Below are 24,575 nucleotides of genomic sequence, written 5' to 3'. Positions count from 1 at the left end.
TAGCAGTGCTCTGAGCAGCGCTCTGCTGACGGATTTCGAGGGAAGGAAATGCAGGTTTCGATGCCGAAACCCTGCATTTCCTTCCCTCGAAGTCTCTCCTGTATCGGACACCGGTCCGCGGGAGACCGGCCGACCCGAGCGTCGGCCGGCCCAGCCTCTGCTACTCGAAGCGGAGCAGCCGGAGGCTGTTGAGGATGACGAAGACCGAGGAGAAGGCCATGGCGGCCCCCGCGATCATCGGATCCAGCAGACCGAAGGCCGCGATCGGAATCGCTGCCGTGTTGTAGGCGAATGCCCAGAACAGGTTGCCCTTGATGAGGCTGAGGGTTCTGCGCGAGAGCCGAACGGCCTGGGGGATCTGCCGCGGATCGGACTTGACCATGGTGATGTCCGAGGCGGCCATCGCGGCGTCCGTGCCCGAACCCATTGCGATGCCGAGATCGGCACCGGCCAGGGCTGCGGCGTCGTTGATCCCGTCGCCGACCATGGCCACGGCCCGACCCCGCTCCTGGAGCTCGGTGATCACCGAGACCTTGCCTTCGGGACGGACGTCGGCCCGGACCTCGGTGATTCCGAGAGTCTCGGCGACGACCTCGGCTGCTTGGGCGTTGTCCCCGGTCAGCAGCACGGTCTCGAGTCCGAGTGAGTGCAGCTCGGCGATCGCCTCGGCAGCGGAGGGCTTGGCCTCGTCGGCGACGAAGCTCAGACCCCGGAATCGGCCGTCGATCGCCAGGGCGACGATCGTGGCTCCGCGGGGAACGGACTCGGCGGAGACCTCGACCTCGATGCCGTGCTCGCGGAGCAGGTCCGGACGGCCGGCGAGCACCTCGGCGCCGTCGATCGTGGCCCGCAGCCCGCCGCCGGGGATGTTCTCGAAGTCCGTGACCTCCTGGGTCTCGGCCAGCGTGCCCGTCGGGGATCCGGCCGCCGCACCGACGACCTCGGGGGCGGCTTCGACGAGGGCGCGGGCGATCGGGTGTTCGCTGCGGGACTCCAGTCGTGCCAGGATCCCGAATTCCGCGGCCGGCAGATCGGTTCCGACCAGACTCATCACTCCCGTGGTCAGGGTGCCGGTCTTGTCGAGCACGACCGTGTCGATCGACCGCGTCGACTCCAGGGCCTCGGGCCCCGAGACGAGGATGCCCAGCTGCGATCCGCGGCCGGACGACACTGCCAGCGCGGTCGGTGTGGCCAGTCCCAGCGCGCAGGGGCAGGCGATGATGAGGACGGTGAGGCCCGCGTGGAGGCCCATCGCCCAATCGCCGGTGGCGAAGCCCCAGACCAGCAGTGTGACCACAGCGATGCCGAAGACGATCGGCACGAACACCGCCGAGATCCGGTCGGCCAGGCGTGCTACGGCGGGCTTGCCGGTCTGGGCGCGGCTGACGAGATCGGCCATGGCCGCCAGCGTCGTATCCGAGCCCACCCGTGTGGCCCTGACCTCGAGCGCTCCCGAGGTGTTGATGGTGGCGCCGGTGACGCTGTCGCCGGGAGCGACCTCGACCGGCACTGATTCTCCGGTGAGCATCGCCTCGTCGATCGCCGAGTGGCCGGTGAGCACCTCGCCGTCGGTGGCGATCTTCTCACCGGGGCGGACGAGGAAGACGTCGCCGACGGCGAGTTCGTCGATCGGCACCTGCACCTCGGTACGCGAGCCGTGCGCGGCAGCCTCGGAAGCAGACGCGGCCGGCCCGGAGGCAGCCGCTGTCGTCCCAGGGGCAGCCGCTGTCGTGCCAGGGGCAGACGCAGCCTCTCCCGGCCCTTCCCGGAGCACGGTCGCGGACTTCGCGCCGAGGTCGAGCAGGGCCTTGAGCGCCGCGGTCGCCCGGGTCTTCGCGCGGTCCTCGGTGAGCTTGCCGATGAGCAGGAACACCGTGATCGCCGCGGCCGCCTCGAACCACACGTGGTACTCGGCCGGGATCGTCCAGCTGTAGCCGTCGGCCACCGCCCGAGCGAGCGTGTAATAGGAGTATCCGCTGGCGACGATGATGCCGACGCTGACGAGGGTGTCCATGGTCGTCGACCCGCCTCGTGCGGCCTTGTACGCGGCCGAGTGGAACGGCCACGCGCCCCAGGTCACCACGGGCAGGGCGAGAAGCGCCACGACCCACTGCCAGCCGGCGAAGTGCCAGCCCATGACCATGGAGACCGCGACGATCGGCACGGCGAGGATGAGCGAGCCGATGAAACGCGGCCGCAGATGCCTCGGATCGTAGTCGACGATCTCGGGACCCGAGGAGCCCGTCGAGGACTCGCGCACCCTCGCCCCGTAGCCGGCCTTCTCGACGGCGGCGGTGATGTCCGCATCGGTCAGATCCGAGTCGATGACGACGTGTGCGGTCTCGAGCGGAAGGTTGACCTCGGCGGACACCCCCTCGAGGCGGGTGAGCTTCTTCTCGATCCGCGCTGAGCAGGACGCGCAGGTCATTCCCGTGATGTCGAGATCGACCTCGCGGGACATCACTTCACCTCGTAGCCGGCCTCGTCGACGGCGGCGCGGATCGCCGCAGCATCGAGCTCAGCCTCCGAGGTGATCGTCACCGGGGAGTCGCCCCCGGCGTTGAGATCGACGGCGACGTCGCTCACGCCCGGCAGCGCGCCGAGCTCTTCCTTGACTGCGGCTTCGCAGTGTCCGCAGGTCATGCCCGTTACGGTGATGTTCGTGGTGGTCATTGCATTCTCCGATCAGCTGTGTACTGTGTCCGACTGCCGATCCCAGGCGTCGTCCCTCCCTTTCCGGGCGGACGCGGCCCGGGGTTCAGCTCTTGATGAGTCGGGCGATGGCGGCTGATGCCTCCTCGATCTTCTTCCGCGCGGCCTCGTCGTCGCCGGATGAGGCGGCGTCGACCACGCAGTGAGCGATGTGCTCCTCGAGGAGGTTGATGGAGACCGCATGCAGCGCGGCTGTCGCGGCGGAGACCTGGGTGAGGATGTCGATGCAGTACTTGTCGTCATCGATCATCTTCCCGATGCCGCGGACCTGACCTTCGATCCGCTTCATCCTCCGCGCGAGAGCGTCCTTCTGCGGGGTGTATCCATGATGCTCAGTCATGAATACACCATATACCCCTACAGGGTATCAAGCAATGTCTCCGCACCGAGGAGGATGTGCGTTTGCTCTCACCGCGGGTCCTGTTCCTCGTCCTGCCTCCTACAATCGAGGGTATGCGTGTTGCCAATCTGTTCCGTTTCCCGGTGAAGGGATTCCCCGCCGAGGAACTCACCGAGGCGAGGGTGGTCAAGGACCGCGGAATCCGCGGCGACCGGGTCGCCGCGTTCACCAATGGCAGCCTCGATGTCCCCGACGATGCCTGGCATTCGTATTCGGCGTTCACCGTGCTCAAGAACGAAACCGAGCTGCAGAAGTGGCGCGTCGCCGTCTCCCCGGCCGAGGCGGCCGGGCCCGAGACCGCTCCCGAGTCGCCGGACGCGGCTCCCCGCCGTGACGATGCTGCGAGCGGATCCGCGACGGTGACGCTGACGGACCCGGCGGGAGAATCGACGACCTTCACCACGGACGACGGGGAGGAGAGGGCCGCCTCGGCGGAATTCCTCTCCGAGCGCATATCCCCTCAGGGTGAGTTCCCGCGGGCGCTGGCCGTTGCGGAGCAGGGGATGTTCGACTCGCAGAAGTCGGGGGTCTCGCTCATCAACCCGGCCACGGTCGCCGCGATCGCCGACACCGAGGAGGGCCGGGCGGCACTCGGCGCCGACGCCGACGAGCTCGATCCCCTGCGCTTCCGAGGCAATGTCCTCGTCGACGGTCTCGAGCCCTTCGAGGAATTCGCGCTCATCGGCACGGTCATCCGCCTCGGCGGGGTGCGGCTGGCGATCCGCTCGACGATCGAACGCTGCCCGGCGACCACGGTCAACCCCCGCACCACCGCGGTCGACGTCAACGTCCCGCAGGTGCTCAACGCCGCCTGCGGACATCTGCACTGCGGAATCTACGGGCAGATCCTCGAGACCGGTGACATCGCCGTCGGCGACGAGATCGTCGTCGAGGGCGAGGCACCTCGCGAGCTCGTCAAGACCGCACGCACCCCGCGCTTCATGACCGTGGTCGGTCGCCGTCAGATCTGCAACGACATCGTCGAGGTGGCGCTGCGTGACGATCTCGGATGGATCCGCGAATTCGACGAACCGGGCACGAATCTGCGCGTCCACCTCGATCTCGGCGCACCGTTCTGGCGCACCTACACGATCACCGACGTCGACGACGACATCGTCCGCATCGCCGTGCGCACACAGGGCAGAGGCTCGCGCGCGGTCGCCGAACTCGAGGCCGGCCAGCGCATCCTCACCTCCGGCCCACATGGGACCATGACCGCCTCCCGCGTCTTCGGCGGCACTACGGCCCTGATCACCGCCGGCATCGGCATCACCCCGAGTCTCGGGCTGCTGCGCTCCGACGGGCTCGAGGAGCTGCCCGACACCGAGAGGATCAAGCTCTTCCACGTCGACCGCGATCACCGCACCGCCTGCCTGTGGAACCGCCTGCAGGAGAGGGCAGGCGGCGGCCGGGTCCCCGTCGAGGCCCACCACCGGGACACCGCGACCGCGGGAAGACCGAGCCACCGGGAGCTCGTCGACTGGGTGGCAGGCTGCGACAACGTCATGGTCTGCGGGCCCAGGGACTTCACGGCGGCCGTGCTCTCGGCCAGCGCCGAGGCCGGAGTCCCGGCCGTCCACCAGGAGACCTTCGCCTCCCCGAACACGGGAATGAGCGAGATCATCGCCGGCTGCTCGGCCGCCGAGGTGACGCTGGAGAACTCCGGGACGAGCTTCGTCTGGGAACCGAAGGAGGGCACGCTGCTCGAGTCCCTCGAGGCCCGCGGATTCCGCTCCCCGAGCTCGTGCCGCGGCGGCTCCTGCGGAACCTGCGCGGTGTCCCTGGCCGCCGGGTCCGTGCTCTACCCGATCGAACCGGCCGCACGGATCAGCGACGACGAAGTGCTCGTGTGCTCTGCGGTTCCCGCGGGACCGATCAGCCTGGACCTCTGAAGCCTGCGGGGCAGATCATCCTGGGCCCTGAAGCCTGCGGGCCCAGGTCCTGTCCTGTCTCCGACCGCGGCCCGGAGCCTAGCGGATTCGTCCCGGCCGGCGGGTGATTCGCAGGTGGCACAATGGTTTCCATGCCCAGGGAGAAGCGAACCATTCTGTCGAAGGGGCCCGCCGGACCGGTGGTCCGCCTGAGTCGGTGGGTCCGCCTCGGCGTGGCCGGACGGATCATGTTCGCGAACTCGATCATGCTCGTGGGCATCATGGTGCTCACGACGAGTCTCCTCTACATCCAGCTCTCCCAGCTGAACACGAAGCGGGAGCAGGACCTGCTGAGCTCGGCCGCGGACAACCTGTCGCTGTCCCTCGGCCTCGTCGGCACCGGAGAGGCCGGGCAGGACGACTTCCTCGATGCCGAGTCCCGAGCCGATGTCGAGACCATGCTGGGCAACGTCATCAGCCAGTACGAATTCGATGTGGCCGCCGTCGTGCCCTTGGACTTCCTGCTCACCCCGCCCACCCTCGGCTCACCCGATCGGCAGCAGACGCTGGAGGAGCAGATCGCCTCGGCGAACTCCGGGCGGATCCCCGAGGACTCGATCGACCAGCTGGCGCAGTCCGTCGACGAGGAGGCCATCGAGGACGGCGAGTCGAGCGTGCGCTTCATCGACGACGGCGGGCCCGGCGACGGCACCATGTACGTCATCACCCCGGTGCACGCCGAACACGTCGGCGCAGACGGGCTGGGACCGGACACCGTCGTCGGCGCCGTGATCGTCGGCAGCTCCGCCGACTCGGTCCGTGAGGGCTTCCTCGCGCAGAGCAAATGGCTCATCGGCATCGCCGCGCTCACCCTCGCCCTCGGCATCGGTTCCTCCTGGGTGACGTCCCGGGGGCTGCGCAGAGTCACCGGCGACTACGGCGCCGATGAGCTGCGCAGCATGCTCGATTTCTACTCCTCGGTGCTCAAGGCGGTCTCCGAAGGGCTGCTGCTGGTCGACCGCTCACGTGGGATCGTGCTCATCAACGCCGAGGCCAGAGAGCTGCTCGGCTTGCCGACGGCCGACGACGAAGCGGACTCGGTCTCCGCCTCGGCCGGTGACGCGCCCCCGGCCGAGACCTCTGCGGTGGGTGCGCCGCTGGACGAGCTCGACCTGCCCGAGGCACTGCTCGATCTGCTCGCCTCGGGCCGCTGGGCCCGCGACGAGATCCACTACACCGACGACCGCGTCCTCGTGGTCAACCAGCAGCCGACCGAGGCCGCCAGCGACACCTGGGTCGTGACGATGCGCGACCACACGGAACTGGCCGAGCTCTCGGGCGAACTCGTCTCCGTCCGCTCCTTCTCCGACTCGCTGCGGGCGCAGACCCACGAATACGCGAACCGGCTGCACATGGTCGTGTCCCTGCTCGAGACCGGGCATGTCGACGAGGCCATCGACTTCGCGGCCAAAGACCTCGACGATCTCAACCGCGCGGGCGGGGACGGCTCGATGACCTTCGACCACCCGGTCCTCTCCGCACTGCTGCTGTCGAAGATCGCGCAGGCCGGTGAGGTGGGAATCGAGATGACGGTGGACACCGCGGGTCTCACCGGCAGCCTCGGCGGGGACGACCGGGATCTCGCGACGATCCTCGGCAACCTCATCGACAATGCCTTCGACGCCCTGAGCAGACAGGACGTGCTGCCCGAGGACAAGAGGGTGCACGTCCACCTCTCCGGTGCGGGCGGCCCCGCGGGCTTCACGATCGAGGTCAGCGACGACGGGCCCGGCATCGACGAGGAGCATCTCGATGCGATCTTCGAACGGGGCTGGTCGACGAAGCACGATGGAGTCGAGACCGACCAGGGACAGGGACGTCAGCAGACAGGCACCCGCGGGGTCGGACTGTCGCTGGTCGTACAGGCGATCCGGCGCCTCGGGGGAGCCGTGGACGTGCAGGGCCGGGGTGAGGACTGCGACCGATTCAAGGGAGCTGTGCTCACGGTGTGGCTGCCGGATGCCGCCGGGACCGGACTCGGCTCGTTTGCCAATGAATGAAACCGATCCCGCCCGACGGGCATTCCCGATCTAGACTGCACGCAGGATGCGCGCGGCCGGCGAGGGCCGCGTGCCGAGGAGTGGAGGAGCTCAATGGACCAGGACATCGTCGTATGTGAGCCGCTGCGGACCCCGATCGGAGCCTTCGGAGGTCAGTTCCGGGACATTCCCGCGCATGAACTCTCCGCCACCGTCGTCCGAGAGCTGATGCACCGCACCGGACTGAACCCCGAACTCGTCGCCGACGTCATCATGGGGCAGGGCTACGCCACCTCCGAGGCTCCCTGCATCGGCCGTGTCACCGCGCTCGACGCGGGACTGCCCGTGACCGTGCCCGGCAAGCAGGTCGACCGGCGCTGCGGTTCGGGTCTGCAGGCGATCATCGACGCGGCCATGGTCGTCGGCTCCGGAAACGGCGACTTCGTCATCGCCGGTGGCGTCGAGTCCATGTCGCACGCTCCCTTCTACAACGACACCATCAGGTGGGGTGTGCGCGGGGGCAATGCCGATTTCATCGACTCGCTCGCCCGCGGCCGGACCACTCCGGGCGGGAGGTTCCACCCCGTTGCAGGCGGCATGCTCGAGACCGCTGAGAACCTGCGCCGCGAGTACTCGATCGGCCGCGAGGAACAGGACGAGCTGGCCTTCACCTCCCACCAGCGGGCGGCCGCGGCGGCAGCCGATGGACGGTTCGCCGAGGAGATCGTGCCCGTGACGATCCCCGCCAGCCGCAAGGTCGCCGAACACGAGGTCGAAACTGATGAGCACATCCGCCCCGATACGGACCTCGAGAAGCTCGCGCGGCTGCGTCCCATCAGGGGCAAGGTCGACGAGGAAGCGACCGTGACCGCCGGCAACGCCTCGGGACAGAACGACGGAGCAGCGGCCGCCATCGTCACCACCCGGTCCGCCGCCGAGGCGCACGGACTCAAACCGCTCGGCCGCCTGGTCAGCTGGGCTGTTTCCGGTGTGGCCCCGGAGACCATGGGCATCGGCCCGGTCCCGGCTACCGCCCGGGCGCTCGAGAAGGCCGGGCTCGAGCTGTCCGACATCGACCTCATCGAGCTCAACGAGGCCTTCGCCGCGCAGGCGCTCGCAGTCACCCGCGAATGGGGACTGGGCAAGGAGGACTTCGACCGCCTCAACGTCAACGGCTCGGGCATCTCGCTCGGACACCCCGTCGGCGCTACGGGCGGCCGGATCTTGGCCACTCTGCTGCGCGAGATGGATCGCCGCGAGGCCCGTTTCGGCCTGGAGACCATGTGCATCGGCGGCGGCCAGGGCATCGCCGCCGTCTTCGAACGCATCTGACTCGCACGGCACGCATGGCTGCGCGTTCCGGACCTGTGTCGCTGATGTGCCCAGGCTGGAACACGAACCAAGGGTCCCCTCAGTGAGCTGAAGCTAGACTGAGGGACATGTCAGACACAACTGGGTCCGAATCGAGCATCGGTGTGCTCGTCGTCGAGGACGAGGCGGTCGCCGCGCGTGCTCACGCGAAGTACGTCGAACGTCTCGACGGCTATCACGTTGCGGGAGTGGCGAAGAACGCCACCCAGGCGATGGCCGCGCTGACCGGACAGATCTACGGACTCGACCCCGAGGGCATCCACCTCGTCCTCCTGGATATGAATCTGCCCGACGGTCACGGGATCCAGGTCTGCCGGGCGATCCGCGGGCAGCGCGTCGAGGTCGACATCATCGCCGTCACTGCCGCTCGTGACATGCAGATCGTGCAGGAGGCCCTCTCCTACGGGGTCGCCCAGTACATCATCAAGCCCTTCACCTTCCCGGTCTTCAAGTCCAAGCTCGAGGCCTACTCCTCGTTCCGCAACCGCCTCGGCGGGGACTCGGGCGAGGGCGAGGTCACGCAGACCGAGGTCGACAAGGCGATCTCGGCTCTGCGCACCCACACCGTGGCGGCCACCGCCAAAGGGGTCCCCGACGCTGTGCAGGACGAAGTCAGGAGCCTCCTCGGTGAGAAGCCGGGCCAGTCCGCCGCCGAGGTGGCCGAAGGCCTCGGAGTCTCCCGGGTCACCGCTCGCCGCTACCTCGAGTCCATGGCCGACGCCGGCATGCTCGAGCGTCGCCCGAGGTACGGGGCCGCAGGTCGCCCCGTCCTCGAGTACACCGTCGTCACCGAGAACGCCTGAGACGGCAGGCGCTGCCCTCGAGCATCGGGCCGCGCACCTCGGTGCGCCCCGGCGCGCGAAGCGGCTTCCGCGCAGCGGATATGCTCGCAGGTGGCGGCGCAGCGGACATGCTCGCAGGCCGCTAGGTGGTCGAAATGGGCGGATCCGCCTGCGGCGGAAGCATCCCAAAACGACCACCTATGCCCGCTTGCGATGACGCCAGGCGCCGCTCGCGGCCCTATCGCATCCGCAGGGCCCGCATCACCGACAGCGCCCCGGTCATGAGCGAGGCGAACCTCTGCTGATCGAGGAGGCCGGCGGGCGCGAGCGGGTGGAGCCGCTGTTCGGCGATCGTGTGCGTGTGCATGAACTGGTGGATGCCCTCGATCCCGTGCCGGTGCCCCAGCCCCGAGGCCTTGACGCCGCCGGCCGGTGCCGCGACCGAGCCCCAGCTCGCCGGGTAGACCTCGTTGACATTGACCATTCCCGCCGCCACCTGGCGGGCGAACTCGCGCCCGCGGGAGCGCGAATAGACGGAAGCGCTCAAGCCGTACTCGCTGTCATTGGCTGCTGTCACCGCCTCGGCGTCGGACGACACCGGGTAGACGGCGACGACGGGGCCGAAGGTCTCCTGCCGGCGCAGCTCCGCCTCGGCGGGAACGTCCGTGAGCACGGTCGGAGCATAGAAGAACGGTCCGAGTTCGGGCACGGGGTGCCCGCCGGCGATGACCGTCGCCCCGACCTCCCGGGCCTGATCGACATGAGCGCTCACCCGCTCGAGCTGCTTCGGCCCGGCCAGGGTTCCCATCCCCGGGCCGTATGCGTAGTCGGCGCTCAGGGTCAGGGCACGGGCCGCCTCGGCGAAGTGGGCGCAGAAGAGGGGGTAGAGGTCCTCGTGGACGTAGATGCGCTCGATGGAGATGCACAGCTGCCCGGCCGAGGAGAAGCTGCCCCGGACGGCGCCCTCGACCGCGGCGGGCAGATCGGCGTCCGAGAGCACGAGCAGGGGGTTCTTGCCCCCGAGCTCGAGAGCGGTCGGCAGCAGCCGCTGCCCCGCCTCGGCGGCGATCGATCGTCCTGCGGCCGTCGACCCGGTGAACGAGAGCCCATCGGCGCCGGCCATGAGGGCGGGCCCGACCTCCTCGACGGTGCCGGGCACGAGCTGCCAGACCTCAGCGGGCAGACCGGCCGCGATCGCGAGGCGACGCATGAGGATCGCGGTCAGGGTGGTCTGCGAATCGGGTTTGTGGACCACGGCGTTGCCGGCGGCCAAGGACGCGAACAGATCGGTCGCGCCCAAGGTCAGCGGGTAGTTCCACGGCGTGATGAACCCGATCACGCCCAGCGGAGTGCGGGTCACCTCGGTGCGGGTGAGTGCCGGGATCGCTCCGCGCCGGCGCTCAGGTCGGAGGTACTGAGCTGTCATCACGCCGTAGTGGCGCAGGACGTTGAATGTGTCGAGGACCTCGTCATAGGCGTGGATGCGGGCCTTGCCGGTCTCGAACTGGATGACGTCGAGCAGCAGGTCCTCGTGCCGGCGCAGTGTCGAATGCAGTCGCATCAGCACCTTCGCCCGGTGCTCGGGGGACTGAGCGGCCCATGCTCGAGCGGCGATGCGAGCGGTCGTATAGGCGGCCTCGACATCGGCGGCCGTGTTCTGGGCGAAGCGATCGAACTCCTCACCGGTGAACGGCTCGGGGCTGCGCACCCGCGTACCCGATCCCGAGGCCTCGGCATAGGGATCGGTGTCGAGGAGGTCCCGCAGGGCCGCGGTGACGTGGGAGGCGGTGGGAGCAGCGGCGGATTCGGATCTCATCAGGTTCCCTCTCATGTGACGTGGGTCATCTGCGGATAGACTACCGAACATGGTTTCGAGGGATCTGCGTCGTGCATTGGATGGAATCGGGGCACCGACGGCCGTGATCGATCTCGGGGCATTCGATTCCAATCTCGACGCGCTGGCCGAACGTGCCCGAGGCCTGCCGATCCGGATCGCCACGAAGTCCCTGCGCACCTCATCTGCGATCGAACGGGCACTGGAGCATCCCGCATACTCCGGCGTGCTCGCCTATTCGGTGCCGGAGGCCCTCACACTCCATGCCCGCGGCGTCCGCGACATCGTCATCGGCTACCCGAGCCTCGATCGGCGGGCCCTGGCCGATCTCCTCGCGGAGGCGGATGCGATCGGCAGCATCACGCTGATGATCGATTCCGTCGCCCACCTCGACGTCATCGACGACGTCCGCAGAGGCCTCGCCGAAGCGGGGGAGGGCACCGTCGCGGGGCGGTCGATGACCGCGCAGCATCGCGACACCGCCGAGGCGGCGGCCGCCTCGGTGCGAGTGTGCATCGACGTCGATTCCTCCTTCCGCCCCGCCGAGGCCTGGCTGGGCGATCGGATCCACATCGGGGCCCGGCGCTCGCCGATCAGAGAAGCGAGCTCCGCCGTCGCACTGGCGGAACAGGTCGCGGCCCGACCCGGATTCGAACTCGTCGGACTGATGTTCTACGAGGGACAGATCGCCGGCACCGCCGACGCCGGACGCTCCGCCCGCCAAGCAGTCGTCCGGGCCCTGCAGAGGGCCTCGATCGCGGAACTCGCCGAGCGCAGGGCCGCCGTCACCGCCGCCGTGCGCGATGTCGCCGAACTCGAATTCGTCAACGGCGGCGGCACTGGCTCCTTCGAATCCAGCGCCGTCGCGGGCACGCTCACCGAACTCGCTGCGGGCTCCGGGCTCTTCTCCCCGGCGCTCTTCGACGGATACACGCAATTCCGCCACACACCCGCCGCCTTTTTCGCCACTCCGGTCGTACGCCGACCGGCGCCCGGCTGGGTGACGGTGTTCAAAGGCGGTTTCATCGCCTCGGGAGTGCCCGGAGAAGACCGGGTGCCGACCATCGCCTGGCCGCCGGGACTCGAGTACTCGGGCCTCGAAGGAGCCGGCGAGGTGCAGACGCCGCTGACCGGCCCCGGGACCGAGGACCTGCGGATCGGAGATCTCGTGTGGTTCCGCCATGCGAAGGCCGGGGAGCTGGCCGAACACTTCAACGAATTCCTCGTCGTCTCGGGATCGACCGTCGTCGCGAGGTGGTCGACGTACCGAGGAGAAGGGCTGGTGCTGTGAGCACGATGAACAGGGACGGAGCGGTTCGCGCCGGACGTTTCGCAGGAACCGGTGCCGCCGGGCAGCGTACGGGCCGAGCCAGACGCGGGTTCAGGAGCTGGTCCGGGCACGTCCACGCTCATCCGCACACCTTCGAAAGCCCCGCCTCGGTCGAAGCGCTGTCAGATGCGGTCGAACGGGCGAGCGCTGCCGGTGACCGGCTGCGCGTCGTCGGAGCGGGCCATTCCTTCACCCCGATCGCCGCGGGAACGGACGTCATGGTCAACCTCGACGGAATCCGCGGCATCGTCGCCGTCGACGAGTCCGCACACCGCGTGCGCTTTCGCGCCGGCACCCGCCTGCGTGACATCCCCGCCCTCTTGGAGCCGTTCGGGCTGGCCCTGGCCAATCAGGGCGACGTCAACCCGCAGTCGCTGGCCGGGGCGATCTCGACGAGCACCCACGGCACCGGCCTCGGCTTCACCGGTTTCGCCGGCACCGTCACCGGGCTGAGCCTCATGGGCCCGGACGGAACCGTGCGCGAACTGTCCGCGGAGACTGAACCCGAGGCCTTCGATCTGGCTCGAGTGAGCCTGGGCGTGCTCGGAGTCGTCACCGAGATCGAACTCCAATGCGTTCGCGCTTTCGACCTCATCGCCGAGGAGCGCGTCGTCGGATTCGCCGAACTGCTCGACGGTCTCGCCGAGAGGATGCGGGCGGCGGACCACTTCGAGTTCTACTGGTTCCCGCACACCGATGCGGCGCTGACGAAGACGAACACCCGTGTGGCTCCGAACGGTGCCGGACCCGGGCGACTGGCCGCGGCGGCGCCGCGCAACCGCTGGGCCACCCTGCTCGACAAGGAGATCGTGGAGAACGGAGCCCTGCGGCTGGCCGTCGAGCTCGGCGCCGCAGTGCCGAAGGCGGTGCCCTCGATCAACCGCCTCGCCCAGTCCCTGGTCTCGGACCGGATGTACCGGGCGGCCGGACATGAGGTGTTCGTGACCCCGCGCCGGGTGCGATTCAACGAGATGGAGTACGCCCTGCCGTTCGCCGCCGGCGCCGAGGCGATCCGGGAGATCCGGGCGATGATCGAGGCGAAGGGCTGGTCCATTTCCTTCCCCATCGAGGTCCGATGCGCGGCCGCAGACGATGTGCCGCTGTCGACGGCGACGGGACGGGAGACGATGTACATCGCCGTCCACCGGTTCGCCAAGGAGGACTTCGCCGAGTACTTCCGTGTCATCGAAACGATCCTCCGCAGTCACGGAGGCCGGCCCCACTGGGGGAAGATCCATACGCTTGCGGCCGCTGAACTGCGCGGACTCTACCCGCGCTTCGACGACTTCTGCGCCCTGCGGGCCCGCCTGGACCCCGAAGCGATGTTCGGCAACCGGTACACGGACTCACTCTTCGGGCTCGGCCGCCGCTGACGGGTTCGGCTCCGACCGCTCGCTGCGCCCGAGGCTCCGCCCAGCCCGTCGGCGCGGCCACTGGCGATTCACGCTGAGAACCTGAGGGGTCTTGTGGCCCCTGAGCGGGCTGATACGCTCAGGCCATGACCGAGTTCGACGGGAACCGTCCTGCTGCACCCACTGCGGCCGAGAACCGAGAGCGGGAGAAGGGGCGCCGCCGGTCGATGTTCGTCGCAGCGTTCGGCACCGTCGTCGAATGGTACGACTTCTCGATTTTCTTCTATGTCGCCACGACTCTGACCACCGAGTTCTTCGGCGATCAGACCGATTCGCTGCTGCTCACCCTCGGTGTGGGGGCGGCGGGATTCCTCTTCCGCCCCTTGGGCGCGATGGTCTTCGGCCACCTCGGCGATCGGATCGGCCGTCGATCCACGCTCATCATCTCCGCGGTCCTCATGGCCATCTCCATGCTCGGCATCGCCGTGATTCCGAACTACGAAGCGATCGGCATCTGGGCGGGTGTCCTCATGGTCACGCTGCGGTGCCTGTCCGGCTTCTCCGTCGGCGCCGAGTACACCGGCATCATGGTCTTCCTCATGGAATCGGCCGGACCGGGCAGGCGCGGACTGGCGGCGAGCTGGGCCGCGGCCAACAGCGAGGTCGGCGCCCTCCTCGCGGTCGGTTCCGGGGCGCTGCTGGCCAATACGCTCAGCCCCGACGCGATGAGTTCGTGGGGCTGGCGACTGCTGTTCGTCCTCGGCGCTGTGCTCGCCGCGCTCATGGTGCCGCTGCGGACGATGATGGAGGAGACCGACACCTTCAAACGGCTGCAGAAGGCGGAGGAGGAGAAGAAGGAGAAGAAGGACCCCGCCCTCGAGCGCTCGCCGCTCATCACCGCCTTTCTCGAACAGCCTCGGGCGATCATCGTCGCCTTCCTCATCTCCTCGATCGGCTCGGTCAGCTACTTCCTCAACATCACCTATGTGCCCACCTATATCGAGGAGGTCGCGAAGGTCCCGAACTCCGGCTCCCTGGCCCTCGGCACGGTGGCCGCCGTCGTCGCCATCATCGTCACGCCCTTCTTCGGGGTGGCCTCCGACAGGTTCGGACGGAAGCCGACGCTGGCCGCACTCATGGTCGTCTTCGTCCTCACCACAATTCCCGCCTATGTGCTGCTTTCCAATCAGTCCGCAGGCATCGCCATCGCCGGTTCGGCCTTCCTCGCCATCCCCGCTGCCGGGTGGAGTGGTGTGGCTGCGGCCATGGTTCCCGAGCAGTTCACCGGCACGAGCCGGTTCTCGGGCATGGCGATCGGCTACAACATCGCCACCGTCCTCTTCGGCGGGCTCTCCCCGCTCATCGCGACTGCGCTCATGTCGTCGACCGGAGTGCCCCTGGCCCCCGCGATCTACGCAACGGTGGTCATCGTCGTCGCGGGAATCCCCACCCTCATCCTCGCTCGCAGCATGGGGCACAAAACGCTCGCCGAGGTGGACGCGGACAGGCACCTCGTCCCCGCCTTAGTCCGGTGGCCGCGCCGGACTGCGTCGGATCGATGACAGACGTGGCAGTTCTGCCACACACAGCGCACACCTCGAACATCCGCCGCTCCTAGGTTGGAGTCATGACAGGCATTCGGGTGATCGACTCCCGGGTGTGAGAATCCGATCAAGGAGCCATCATGAAACGCGTGAACCGCGCCGCATTCACCGCCGCCGCCCTGCTCAGCTGCACATTGACCTTCTCAGGCTGCTCCCTCATCAGCCAGGCCCTGCCACAGGGACAGGACGGAACGGCCGGCGAGCAGGCAGGCTCGGACGGACAGGAGCAGGGGACCGGAGCAGACGACTCCGGACAGAGCCCGGAGACCGACGAGGTGGCCGCCGACCCCTCCTCGGCAGCGGCCGAGGGCGCGTCGGGCACGGAGGGAGGCGCCGCGGGCACGGCCGCATCGGGCACTGACGACGGGGCCGCAGCCTCCGAGGACGGGGCCACCGGCTCGGATGCCGGGGAGTCCTCCGGCAGCCAGACCGAAGTGTCCATCGGTGAGAGCTTCACGGATCCGGAGATGGAGGACAGCATCGAGGTGCTCTCGGCCGTGCGGAACTTCGACTCGAGCAAGAAGTCCTCCGCCATCGATCTGGGCGGCGAGGTCGTCCTCCTCGAGGTCAAGATCACCCCGGGGCAGAAATACGGCGGGCTCGTCTCAACCGGAGACTTCAAGATCTCCTACGACGGCGGATCCGACTACCGATTCAACCAGACGACCGGCGTCGAAGAGGAGATGAAGGCCGCGGGCTATACGCCGCTGGAGAACGTGTCCCGGCGCGACGGAGGCACCCATCAGGGGTGGATCGCCTTCGTCCCGAGCGAGAAGGGCGACACGTACAAGATCCGCTACGAACGCGGCGCCGGCGAGGTCATGGGGACCGGGGAGAAGGTCCCCGCATTCACCGAGGTCTTCGACATTCCGAACTCCTGAGACGACGACCGGATCAGGCTTCGCTGAATGCCTTCCAGTCGGAGACCTCGGCTTCGGCCAGCTGGGCGGCCACGCCGATGTAGGTGGCGGGCGTGAGTGCCTTGAGCAGCTCGGCCCGGTCCTCGGGCAGGCCGAGACCGGAGACGAACTCCTGCAGGTCGGCCTGATCGATGCGTTTGCCGCGCGTGAGCTCCTTGAGCGTTTCGTACGGGTTCTCCATCCCCGGCACACCCTGGAGCCCGGCGGCACGCATCACCGACTGGACGGCCTCGCCGAGGACCTCCCAGTTCGCGTCGAGGTCGGCGGCCAGCGCATCCTCGTTGATGGCCAGGGCCTTCAGGCCCTTGACCAGGTTGTTCAACGCCAGCACCGAGTGTCCGAAGGCGACGCCGATATTGCGCTGTGAGGTCGAGTCGGTGAGGTCGCGCTGCATCCGCGAGGTCACCAGGGTCGAGGCCAGGGAATCGAGCAGCGCGCATGAGAGCTCGAGATTCGCTTCGGCGTTCTCGAAGCGGATGGGGTTGACCTTGTGCGGCATCGTCGACGAGCCGGTCGCCCCAGCCACGGGGATCTGCTTGAAGTAGTTCATCGAGATGTAGGTCCACATATCGGTCGCGAGATTATGGGCGATGCGATTGAACCGGGCGATGTCTGCGAAGAGCTCGGCGTCCCAATCATGGGACTCGATCTGCGTGGTCAGGGAGTTGAAGCTCAGCCCGAGGCGATCCTCGACGAAGGTCTGCGCGATCTGCGGCCAGTCCGCTCCCGGCACAGCGGCCATATGCGCCGAGTAGGTGCCGGTGGCGCCGTTGATCTTGCCGAGGAAGTCGGTGGCGGCGATGCGTTCGTACTGGCGGCGCAGGCGGTGGACGAAGACCGCGAGCTCCTTGCCCATCGTCGTCGGGGTGGCCGGCTGACCGTGGGTGTGGGCGAGCATCGGCACCTCGGCGAGCGCCGAGGCGGATTCGGCGAGGGCATCGATGAGCGCTTTCGCACGGGGCAGCCACACCTGCTCGGTCGCTCCCTTGATCCCCAGCGCCCACGACAGATTGTTGATGTCCTCCGAGGTGCAGCAGAAGTGCACGAGCTCGCTCAGATCATCGGCGCCGATCTCGACTAGGGCCTCTTTGACTGTGTATTCGACGGCTTTGACATCGTGCACGGTGACCGCCTCATGCGCAGCCAGCGTGCCGATGGTCTCGGCGTCGAAGTCGGCGGCGAAGGCCCGCAGCCCGTCGACCTCCTCGGGGGTGAGGCGACGCACCGAATCGATCACGGAGTTCTGCGCGAGGTGGATGAACCATTCGATCTCGACGGTGATGCGGTTGCGGTTGAGTGCCGCCTCGGAGAGGTGATCGACGAGGTCAGCAGTGTCTTTGCGATAGCGACCATCAAGCGGTCCGAGAGCGATGGAGGGCGTGATTTCGGCAAGGGAAACAGTCGGCATGCCCCTATTTTCTCATGATCGGCAGGACAGGGCGGAACGCGGCCGCTCGACGGTCCCGGCGACGGCGATGGAAAGAGGCGGCGGCAGCTGACTCGGATGCATCCGTCTGTGGACAGGCAGCCGACTTCGACGTGTGCGCCCTGTGGATCCCCGAGGGCCGTCCCCAGCGTCCGGAGCGGGCCTTCCCCTCTCATTCCCGGCCTGCCTACGGTCGAGGAGATCGATTGCAGGCGGCGAGGACGGAGGAGGGCAGTTCGGGACGGAGACGAGCCGACGAGAACCGTGACGAAGAGAGCTGCACCGGCGAGAGCCGCACGTGTGAGAGGGGAGAAGGGTGATCACGGACGAGCTGGCGCGCAATCGAGACCAATGGCTGCGCCGGGCGGAGAGGCTGCGCACGCTCGCGCAGGAGTGCCGCGGGATCGACAGCTGGGATTCCCCGGCCGGACAGCTGCTTGATGACAGGGTGAGATCGTGCGCGGAGTCGATCGACCTCCTCGCCGCATGCGCGGACGAACTCGCTGAGGCGTACGAGCTGCACCTGCAGGTCGTTTCGGTGGGAGGGCGGATCCAACTGTGAGTGCCGCTTCCGAATCCGCCGCCGAGACGCTCGAGAGATGGATCGTCGTCGATCTCGAACGGATCAGGAGGCTGCCCGAGCGTCTGCGCAGGCTCTGGCCGCATGAATTGCTCCCAGCCAGGGACGATGGAGGCTCGGGACCTGCCTCGATGGGGAACGCGGGCTCCGGGGCTGCCTCGATGGGGAACGCGGACTCCGCGACTGCCTCGACGGCACACGGAGACGAAGACGTCGTCGTCCTCGACGAACCCGGCACTTCGCGCCGGGAACCCGATGTGCTCATGGCCTGGGTGGCGGGCTTCGCTGCTGAGCTCAACCACGCCGACGCACGAGTCACGGTCGTCGTGTCCTCGGGTGTCGAAACCCTTCATCTCGCGCTCTGCCTCGGCAGGAACACCGGTCTGGCGATGCTGGCGCTGAAGGGCGAGGGCTTCGAGGACTTCTCAGGCCATCAGCTCCTGCGCAGGATCGCCCCTGTGGAGATCGGACCCGTCGTCGAGGGGCTTGCAGGACTCGTCGAACAGGACTGCGTGCTCACACTGAGCTGGGCCGCGCGTGGGGGAGCCACGGGGCTCGAGTTCCTCCACCGCAGGGACGGTCGCTGGTTCCGTCCGGTCCTCGAGCGTTCCGGGGGCTCTGTCACCGTCGATGCCGGCGACGAAGCCGGAGCCTCGGCGGTGCGGATGCTGTTGGCCGCCGTCCTCGCGCGGATGCTGACGACGGGAACGCGGCGGTGATCGACTCACACACCCGCGGCGGCGGGAGGATCACCGTCGACGAGCGGGCCGACGCCAGTGGTGACGCGCTGCAGACCGTCATCACCGATGTCGGCGATCTGAGCCTCGAAGCCGCGGTCGGTGACTTCGACCTCGCGACCCTGCTGACGCAGGTGCCCGCACCCGTCACGGCGTTCAACCTCGATGCCTGTCGAACCCGCTTCCACCAGCAGCTGGCGGCTTCGCTCCTCGAACTCGAGGCCACGATGCTCGGGGTCCGGGCCGCGGCCTTGGCCTACCGACAGGCGGAGAAAGGTCTCAGCGAGGTATTCGGCGGGCTCCTCGACGCCCTCGGCTACGCCACCGGACGTGTCATCGCCATCAGCCTCCCGGTGCTCATCCCAGTCGCCCTCGCCGTCGGCAGCCAGATCGTGGTGGCGACGAAGATCCTCGATGCCACGGGTCTCGACGAGGCGATCGCGAAACGCTTCGGCATCGATCTCGGCACGACCAAGGCGAAGGCCAAAGAAGCGCTGACCAGACTCGTGTTCGAGCACTCCGATGCCTCCGGGGCGGTCATCGAGCACGTGCTTCCGGGCATGATCGTCGGTTTCATCGGCCTGCCTCCCGCTGTCCTGGACACGGACGCCGACCACGCCTTCTGGCCGCACGATTCACAGTCGATGACGATCTGGCTGCTGGCCGGAGCGAATCGGTTCGGCCTCCTGCTCCCCTCCGAGGTGGAGGTGTGGAAGGCCGAAGGTCTGACCCCGCCGCACGAGACGCCGCCGCAGGACCTCGAAGACCTCTACGTCCGCGAGGCCGGCCGCCACCACGGGGCGGACTCCGGCCAGGTCCGCATCGAGGAGATCGTCGGCGCTGACGGGACGACCCGGTACATCGTCTACATCCCGGCCACCACCGACTGGTCCGCGACATCGGGAGACAACACGACCGATATGACGACGAACGTCCAGGGCATGGCGGGCAACGACACGGTGATGCGCGAGATGGTGCGGCAGGCCATCGCCGATGCTGGAATCGGCGCGGACGCCGAGGTCATGCTCGTCGGCTATTCGCAGGGCGGCATCACTGCCGGCTCCCTGGCCGCGGACCCGGCGTTCCTGGCCGATGTCAACGTCACCGCACTGATGACGGTGGGTGCTCCGATCTCGGATTTCCCCATCGGCACAGGAGTCGACGTGCTGTCCGTCGAGCACGAACAGGACCTGGTGCCCGACCTCGACGGGAACGAGAACCCGGCCACCGACAACTGGTCGACGGTGACCGTCGACTACGACCCCGATGAGCTCCATCGGGCTCCGAGCCTGACGGGCAAGACCGATGCCGAGCTCGACGACATGTTCGCCTCGGCGGGGGCGGCTCACTCGTCCGCGGCCTATGCTGCGTCGATCGCCCTGCTGCTGCGAGCGGGACACCCGGCTCTCAGCCGGTTCACTGCGAACAACTCGGGGTTCTTCACCGGAGATCTCAAGAAGACCCGCGACTACCAGGGCAGACGCAAGCACACCTGAGTGCAGGAGCGCTCTCGCTCCGGCCCGGCGCGGGGGTCGGCAAGCCTCGATCACGGGTTCGGCGGAGCCTCCTCCCAGTGGTCGGACGTGCGTTGGTCGGACGATGGAGCAACTCAGCGCCGACCGACAATTGTCCTCCCAGAGCTTTGGAACTCGACCACATGTGTCGATCTGGGGCCATAGTCTGTTCTTGACCTGCACTTTTGAAGCTCGAACCGCTGGGTGAGAGTGGCAAGCGGTGAGTGGATTCGGTATCGTTGGATCACCTGTGAATCAGATCACTCGAGGGTGAGTTCTCACATCCGAGGGCCTGCCCGACGGACACGGTCCACCACTGGTCACCTCCGGTGAAGATGGACCTCGAACAAAGGAGAACTGAAATGACCTCCAACATTTCAGTGGGAACCGGCGCTGGCCACAGCCAGTCCGCGGAGCCCAGAATGATCCAGATGCTCACCGAAGACGGAAATCGCGTCGAATCCGGTGAGTACGACGCTTTCGCCGCAGAACTCACTGACGAGGATCTGCGCGGCTTCTATCGCGACATGGTCCTCGTACGCCGCATCGATGCCGAGGGCGCGGCCCTCCAGCGTCAGGGACAGCTGGGCCTGTGGGCGCCGCTGTTCGGCCAGGAAGCGGCCCAGATCGGCATGGGACGGGCTGCCCGGCCACAGGACTTCGTCTTCCCCACCTACCGTGAGCACGGACTGGCCTACACCCGCGGTGTCGAGCCCGAAACGCTGCTCGGCATCTTCCGCGGCCAGAACCACGGCGGCTGGGATCCCCAGGAGCACCGCTTCCACACCTACACGATCGTCATCGGCTCCCAGACTCTGCACGCCACCGGCTACGCCATGGGCATCAGCATGGACGGCGACGTCGGCACCGGTGACATCGATCGCGACACCGTGGCCATCGCCTGCTTCGGCGACGGCGCCACCTCGCAGGGCGATGTCTCGGAGGCACTGACCTTCGCCGGAGCCTTCCACGCCCCGGTCCTCTTCTTCTGCCAGAACAACCAGTGGGCCATCTCCGAACCCACCCACGTCCAGACGGCCGCGCCCCTGTGCAAGCGCGGCGAGGGCTTCGGCGTTCCCGGCATCCGCGTCGACGGCAACGACATCATCGCGATGTACTCCGTCGCCCGTGCCAGCCTCGATTCGGTGCGCGCGGGCCACGGCCCGATGCTCATCGAGGCCTTCACCTACCGTCGCGGCGCCCACACCACCGCCGACGATCCGACGAAATACCGCGACAAGGCCGAAGAGGAGATCTGGGAGGACCGGGATCCGATCACCCGCCTCAAGGCCTATCTCGACAAGCACACCGAAACGAGCGACGACTTCTTCGCCGAGGTGGACGCCGAGGCCGACACCCTGGCCGCACGCATCCGCCACAACTGCATGACGATGGAGAACCCCGACGGCGTCGAGATGTTCGCCCACGTCACCTCCGAGCCCCACTCCCTCGTCGACGAGGAACGCGCCGGATTCCTGGCGTACCAGGCCTCGTTCGCCGATGCGGGTGAGGCCTGATGGAGAAGCTTCCCCTCTCGAAGGCGATCACCGCCGGAATGCGCAAGGCCATGGAGGACGACCCGAAGGTCGTCCTCATCGGTGAGGACATCGGCAAACTCGGCGGCGTCTTCCGCGTCACCGAAGGCCTGCAGAAGGACTTCGGTCCGCAGCGCGTCATCGATGCCCCGCTGGCCGAATCCGGCATCGTCGGCACCTCGATCGGCATGGCCATCCGCGGCTACCGGCCGGTCGTCGAGATCCAGTTCGATGCGTTCATCTTCCCGGCCTACGACCAGATCGTCACGCAGGTCGCGAAGCTGTACAACCGGACGTTGGGCAAGGAACGCATCCCGATGGTCATCCGGGTGCCCTACGGCGGCGGCATCGGCTCGCCCGAGCACCATTCGGAGAGCCCGGAGACCGTCTTCGCCCACCATGCCGGCCTCAAGCTGATCTCACCGTCGAACGCCCATGATGCGTACTGGATGATTCAGGACGCGATCAAGAGCGACGACCCGGTGATGTTCTTCGAACCCAAGCGCCGCTACTGGCTGCGCGGAGACGTCGACACCGCCGACCGCGGCGGGAAGGGCATGCATGACGCCCGCGTCGTGTCCGAGGGCACCGACGTCACTCTCGTCGCCTACGGTCCGCTGGTGCCGACTGCGCAGGACGTCGTCTCAGCAGCCGCAGACGAAGGCAAGAGCATCGAGTTCATCGACCTGCGCAGCCTCAACCCGATCGACTTCACTACGATCGAGAAGTCGGTGGCCAAGACCGGTCGCCTCGTGGTCGCGCACGAGGCCCCGACATTCCTGGGGCTGGGCTCCGAGATCGCCGCGCGGATCACCGAACGCTGCTTCTTCAGCCTCGAGGCGCCGGTCATCCGGGTCGGCGGCTACCACACGCCGTACCCGGGATCGCGAATGGAAGAACACTATCTGCCCGACCTGGACCGCATCTTCGACGGTGTCGACCAGGCGCTGGCCTACTGAGCTGAGGAGAGTAAGCATGTCATTCGAATTTCCTCTGCCTGACGTCGGTGAGGGTCTGACCGAAGCCGATATCGTCGCCTGGAAGGTCGCCCCCGGCGACACCGTCACCGTCAACCAGATCCTCGTCGAGATCGAGACCGCGAAATCACTCGTCGAGCTGCCCAGCCCACAGGCCGGCACCGTCGACGCGCTGCTCGTCGACGAGGGCCAGACCATTGAGGTCGGCACCCCGATCATCCGTTTCGGAGGGGCCGGCTCCGGCGCCGAGGCGGGCGCCGGTGCCTCCGCCGCCGGAGAAGCCGGTGCCAGCGATTCCACCGAGGCGGCCGGTGCCGCGACGGAGGACGACGACAGCGGAGCCACCCTGGTCGGCTATGGGGCGAAGGCGACCTCGTCGAAGCGTCGCCCGCGCAAGGGCGGCCCGGTCCCGGCCCCGGCATCCGCGCCGGCTCCGGCCGCTGCCTCAGAGCAGCCTGCACCACCGGCCGCGGAACCTGCACCGACCCCGACTGCGGCACCTGCCCAGGGCCAGGCTGCAGCCGCGGGGGCCGCACCCGCTTCCCCTGGAGCCGGGAGGCCTTTGGCGAAGCCGCCGGTGCGCAAGCTCGCGAAGGACCTCGGCGTCGATCTCTCCCAGGTGGTGGCGACCGGTCCCCACGGGGACGTGACGCGTGAAGACGTCCATGCCGCCGCGAACTCGGCCGCCGCCCCGACCGCGGATGCGCCGGCACAGTCGGCCGCCTCGGCGAGTGCTCCGGGCGAACTCGAGGAGCGGATCCCGTTCAAGGGCGTGACGAAGATGATGGCCAAGGCGATGGTCGATTCGGCGTTCACGATGCCGCACGTCACCGAATTCCTCGATGTCGATGTCACCGAGACGATGGCGATGGTTCGCCGGTTGAAGACCACGAAGTTCCTCGGCGAGGACGTCAAGGTCTCGCCGCTGCTCATCGTGGCCAAGGCTGTGGCCTGGGCCGCGGGGCGCAACCCGCGGATCAATTCGTGCCTCGAAGGCGACGAGATCATCGTCAAGAAGTACGTCAACCTCGGGATCGCAGCCGCCACACCGCGCGGGCTCATGGTGCCGAACATCAAGAACGCGCACAGCATGGGTCTGGGCGAGTTGGCGCAGGGCATCCAGGAGCTGACCGCGCTGGCACGTTCCGGCAAGACTCCGCCCGCCGATCAGGCCGGGGGCACGATCACCATCACGAACGTCGGCGTGTTCGGCGTCGATGCCGGCACTCCGATCATCAACCCCGGTGAGGCCGCGATCCTCGCCTTCGGCCAGGTGCGGAAGAAGCCGTGGGTCGTCGGTGACGAGATCGTGCCGCGTGATATCACCACGCTCTCGGTCAGCGCCGACCATCGTGTCGTCGACGGCGAGATCATCTCGAAGTTCCTCGCCGACGTCGGTCGCGGTTTGGAGGACCTGACCCTGCTGTTGGCCTGAGGCAGCTCGGCTTGAGCTGAAGTGACTGCCCTGGTTTGAGGGGCTGCCCTTGGCTTCAAGCCACGGGCTTGTTCGAGACAACGGTTGAGCGCCGAGACCACTGTGCACGCACAGGGTTCTCGGCGCTCAACCGTTGTCTCGCTGAATCGACGTGTT

Annotated in this window: 19 protein-coding genes; 14 read left to right on the top strand and 5 right to left on the bottom strand. The window is 67.8% G+C overall.

Annotation, left to right across the window (positions count from 1 at the left end):
- Positions 1 to 160: 160 nt before the first annotated feature.
- From IIE29_RS05940 to IIE29_RS05930, 3 genes are all read right to left on the bottom strand, one after another.
- Positions 161 to 2,461: a heavy metal translocating P-type ATPase gene (locus tag IIE29_RS05940; protein WP_209324315.1), complete on the bottom strand. Its 2,301-nt coding sequence runs from the start codon at positions 2,459 to 2,461 to the stop codon at positions 161 to 163.
- The gene (locus IIE29_RS05935) at positions 2,461 to 2,673 is read right to left on the bottom strand and encodes a heavy-metal-associated domain-containing protein (RefSeq protein WP_209324314.1); all 213 of its coding nucleotides are present in this window, start codon (positions 2,671 to 2,673) and stop codon (positions 2,461 to 2,463) included. The genes IIE29_RS05940 and IIE29_RS05935 overlap by 1 nt, the downstream gene beginning before the upstream one ends.
- Positions 2,674 to 2,758: 85 nt before the next feature.
- Positions 2,759 to 3,052, bottom strand: a complete 294-nt coding sequence (locus IIE29_RS05930; protein ID WP_209324313.1) for a metal-sensitive transcriptional regulator — start codon at positions 3,050 to 3,052, stop codon at positions 2,759 to 2,761.
- 113 nt (positions 3,053 to 3,165) lie between these two features.
- On the opposite strand from IIE29_RS05930, the gene IIE29_RS05925 reads away from it, so the two are divergent.
- The 4 genes from IIE29_RS05925 (at position 3,166) to IIE29_RS05910 (ending at position 9,196) form a co-directional block, all read left to right on the top strand.
- Positions 3,166 to 5,004: an MOSC domain-containing protein gene (locus IIE29_RS05925; protein WP_209324312.1), complete on the top strand. Its 1,839-nt coding sequence runs from the start codon at positions 3,166 to 3,168 to the stop codon at positions 5,002 to 5,004.
- 131 nt (positions 5,005 to 5,135) lie between these two features.
- Positions 5,136 to 7,043 (top strand): sensor histidine kinase, encoded by a 1,908-nt coding sequence (locus tag IIE29_RS05920; protein ID WP_209324311.1) that lies wholly within the window; start codon positions 5,136 to 5,138, stop codon positions 7,041 to 7,043.
- A 93-nt stretch (positions 7,044 to 7,136) separates the two neighbouring features.
- On the top strand, positions 7,137 to 8,354 hold the full coding sequence (locus tag IIE29_RS05915) for an acetyl-CoA C-acetyltransferase (RefSeq protein ID WP_209324310.1): 1,218 nt from the start codon (positions 7,137 to 7,139) through the stop codon (positions 8,352 to 8,354).
- A 107-nt stretch (positions 8,355 to 8,461) separates the two neighbouring features.
- The gene (locus IIE29_RS05910; RefSeq protein WP_209324309.1) at positions 8,462 to 9,196 is read left to right on the top strand and encodes a response regulator; all 735 of its coding nucleotides are present in this window, start codon (positions 8,462 to 8,464) and stop codon (positions 9,194 to 9,196) included.
- A 217-nt stretch (positions 9,197 to 9,413) separates the two neighbouring features.
- Here IIE29_RS05910 and IIE29_RS05905 read toward each other — a convergent pair whose 3' ends face one another.
- Positions 9,414 to 10,991, bottom strand: coding sequence for a succinic semialdehyde dehydrogenase (locus tag IIE29_RS05905; RefSeq protein ID WP_246475767.1), 1,578 nt, complete (start codon positions 10,989 to 10,991; stop codon positions 9,414 to 9,416).
- A gap of 49 nt (positions 10,992 to 11,040) precedes the next feature.
- Here IIE29_RS05905 and IIE29_RS05900 point away from each other — a divergent pair, with 49 nt between their 5' ends.
- From IIE29_RS05900 to IIE29_RS05885, 4 genes are all read left to right on the top strand, one after another.
- On the top strand, positions 11,041 to 12,300 hold the full coding sequence (locus IIE29_RS05900; RefSeq protein ID WP_209324307.1) for an amino acid deaminase/aldolase: 1,260 nt from the start codon (positions 11,041 to 11,043) through the stop codon (positions 12,298 to 12,300).
- 5 nt (positions 12,301 to 12,305) lie between these two features.
- The gene (locus tag IIE29_RS05895) at positions 12,306 to 13,712 is read left to right on the top strand and encodes a D-arabinono-1,4-lactone oxidase (protein WP_209324598.1); all 1,407 of its coding nucleotides are present in this window, start codon (positions 12,306 to 12,308) and stop codon (positions 13,710 to 13,712) included.
- Positions 13,713 to 13,837: 125 nt separating this feature from the next.
- Complete coding sequence (locus IIE29_RS05890; protein WP_209324306.1) at positions 13,838 to 15,253, top strand: MFS transporter; 1,416 nt, start codon at positions 13,838 to 13,840, stop codon at positions 15,251 to 15,253.
- A 122-nt stretch (positions 15,254 to 15,375) separates the two neighbouring features.
- On the top strand, positions 15,376 to 16,176 hold the full coding sequence (locus IIE29_RS05885) for a transcriptional regulator (RefSeq protein WP_209324305.1): 801 nt from the start codon (positions 15,376 to 15,378) through the stop codon (positions 16,174 to 16,176).
- Between the two features lie 13 nt (positions 16,177 to 16,189).
- Here IIE29_RS05885 and purB read toward each other — a convergent pair whose 3' ends face one another.
- Positions 16,190 to 17,623 (bottom strand): adenylosuccinate lyase, encoded by a 1,434-nt coding sequence (gene purB, locus IIE29_RS05880; protein WP_209324304.1) that lies wholly within the window; start codon positions 17,621 to 17,623, stop codon positions 16,190 to 16,192.
- A gap of 334 nt (positions 17,624 to 17,957) precedes the next feature.
- Here purB and IIE29_RS05875 point away from each other — a divergent pair, with 334 nt between their 5' ends.
- From IIE29_RS05875 to IIE29_RS05850, 6 genes are all read left to right on the top strand, one after another.
- Entirely contained in the window at positions 17,958 to 18,203 is a 246-nt protein-coding gene (locus IIE29_RS05875; RefSeq protein WP_209324303.1) for a hypothetical protein, read from the top strand.
- Positions 18,200 to 18,940 carry a hypothetical protein gene (locus IIE29_RS05870; RefSeq protein ID WP_209324302.1) on the top strand — a complete coding sequence of 247 codons (741 nt, stop codon included), beginning with the start codon at positions 18,200 to 18,202 and terminating at the stop codon, positions 18,938 to 18,940. Before IIE29_RS05875 ends, IIE29_RS05870 begins: the two co-directional genes overlap by 4 nt.
- On the top strand, positions 18,937 to 20,454 hold the full coding sequence (locus tag IIE29_RS05865) for a hypothetical protein (protein WP_209324301.1): 1,518 nt from the start codon (positions 18,937 to 18,939) through the stop codon (positions 20,452 to 20,454). Before IIE29_RS05870 ends, IIE29_RS05865 begins: the two co-directional genes overlap by 4 nt.
- Before the next feature lie 380 nt (positions 20,455 to 20,834).
- Positions 20,835 to 21,989 carry a pyruvate dehydrogenase (acetyl-transferring) E1 component subunit alpha gene (pdhA, locus tag IIE29_RS05860; RefSeq protein ID WP_209324300.1) on the top strand — a complete coding sequence of 385 codons (1,155 nt, stop codon included), beginning with the start codon at positions 20,835 to 20,837 and terminating at the stop codon, positions 21,987 to 21,989.
- A complete protein-coding gene (locus IIE29_RS05855; RefSeq protein ID WP_209324299.1) occupies positions 21,989 to 22,966 on the top strand; it encodes an alpha-ketoacid dehydrogenase subunit beta in 978 nt (325 codons plus the stop codon). Before pdhA ends, IIE29_RS05855 begins: the two co-directional genes overlap by 1 nt.
- 16 nt (positions 22,967 to 22,982) lie before the next feature.
- The gene (locus tag IIE29_RS05850; protein ID WP_209324298.1) at positions 22,983 to 24,419 is read left to right on the top strand and encodes a dihydrolipoamide acetyltransferase family protein; all 1,437 of its coding nucleotides are present in this window, start codon (positions 22,983 to 22,985) and stop codon (positions 24,417 to 24,419) included.
- Positions 24,420 to 24,575 lie beyond the last annotated feature (156 nt).

Origin of the sequence: Brevibacterium renqingii (genome assembly GCF_017808095.1) — a bacterium.
In the GTDB taxonomy this organism is placed as follows: Bacteria; Actinomycetota; Actinomycetes; order Actinomycetales; family Brevibacteriaceae; genus Brevibacterium; species Brevibacterium renqingii.
This window is presented reverse-complemented; position numbering and strand designations above follow the sequence as displayed.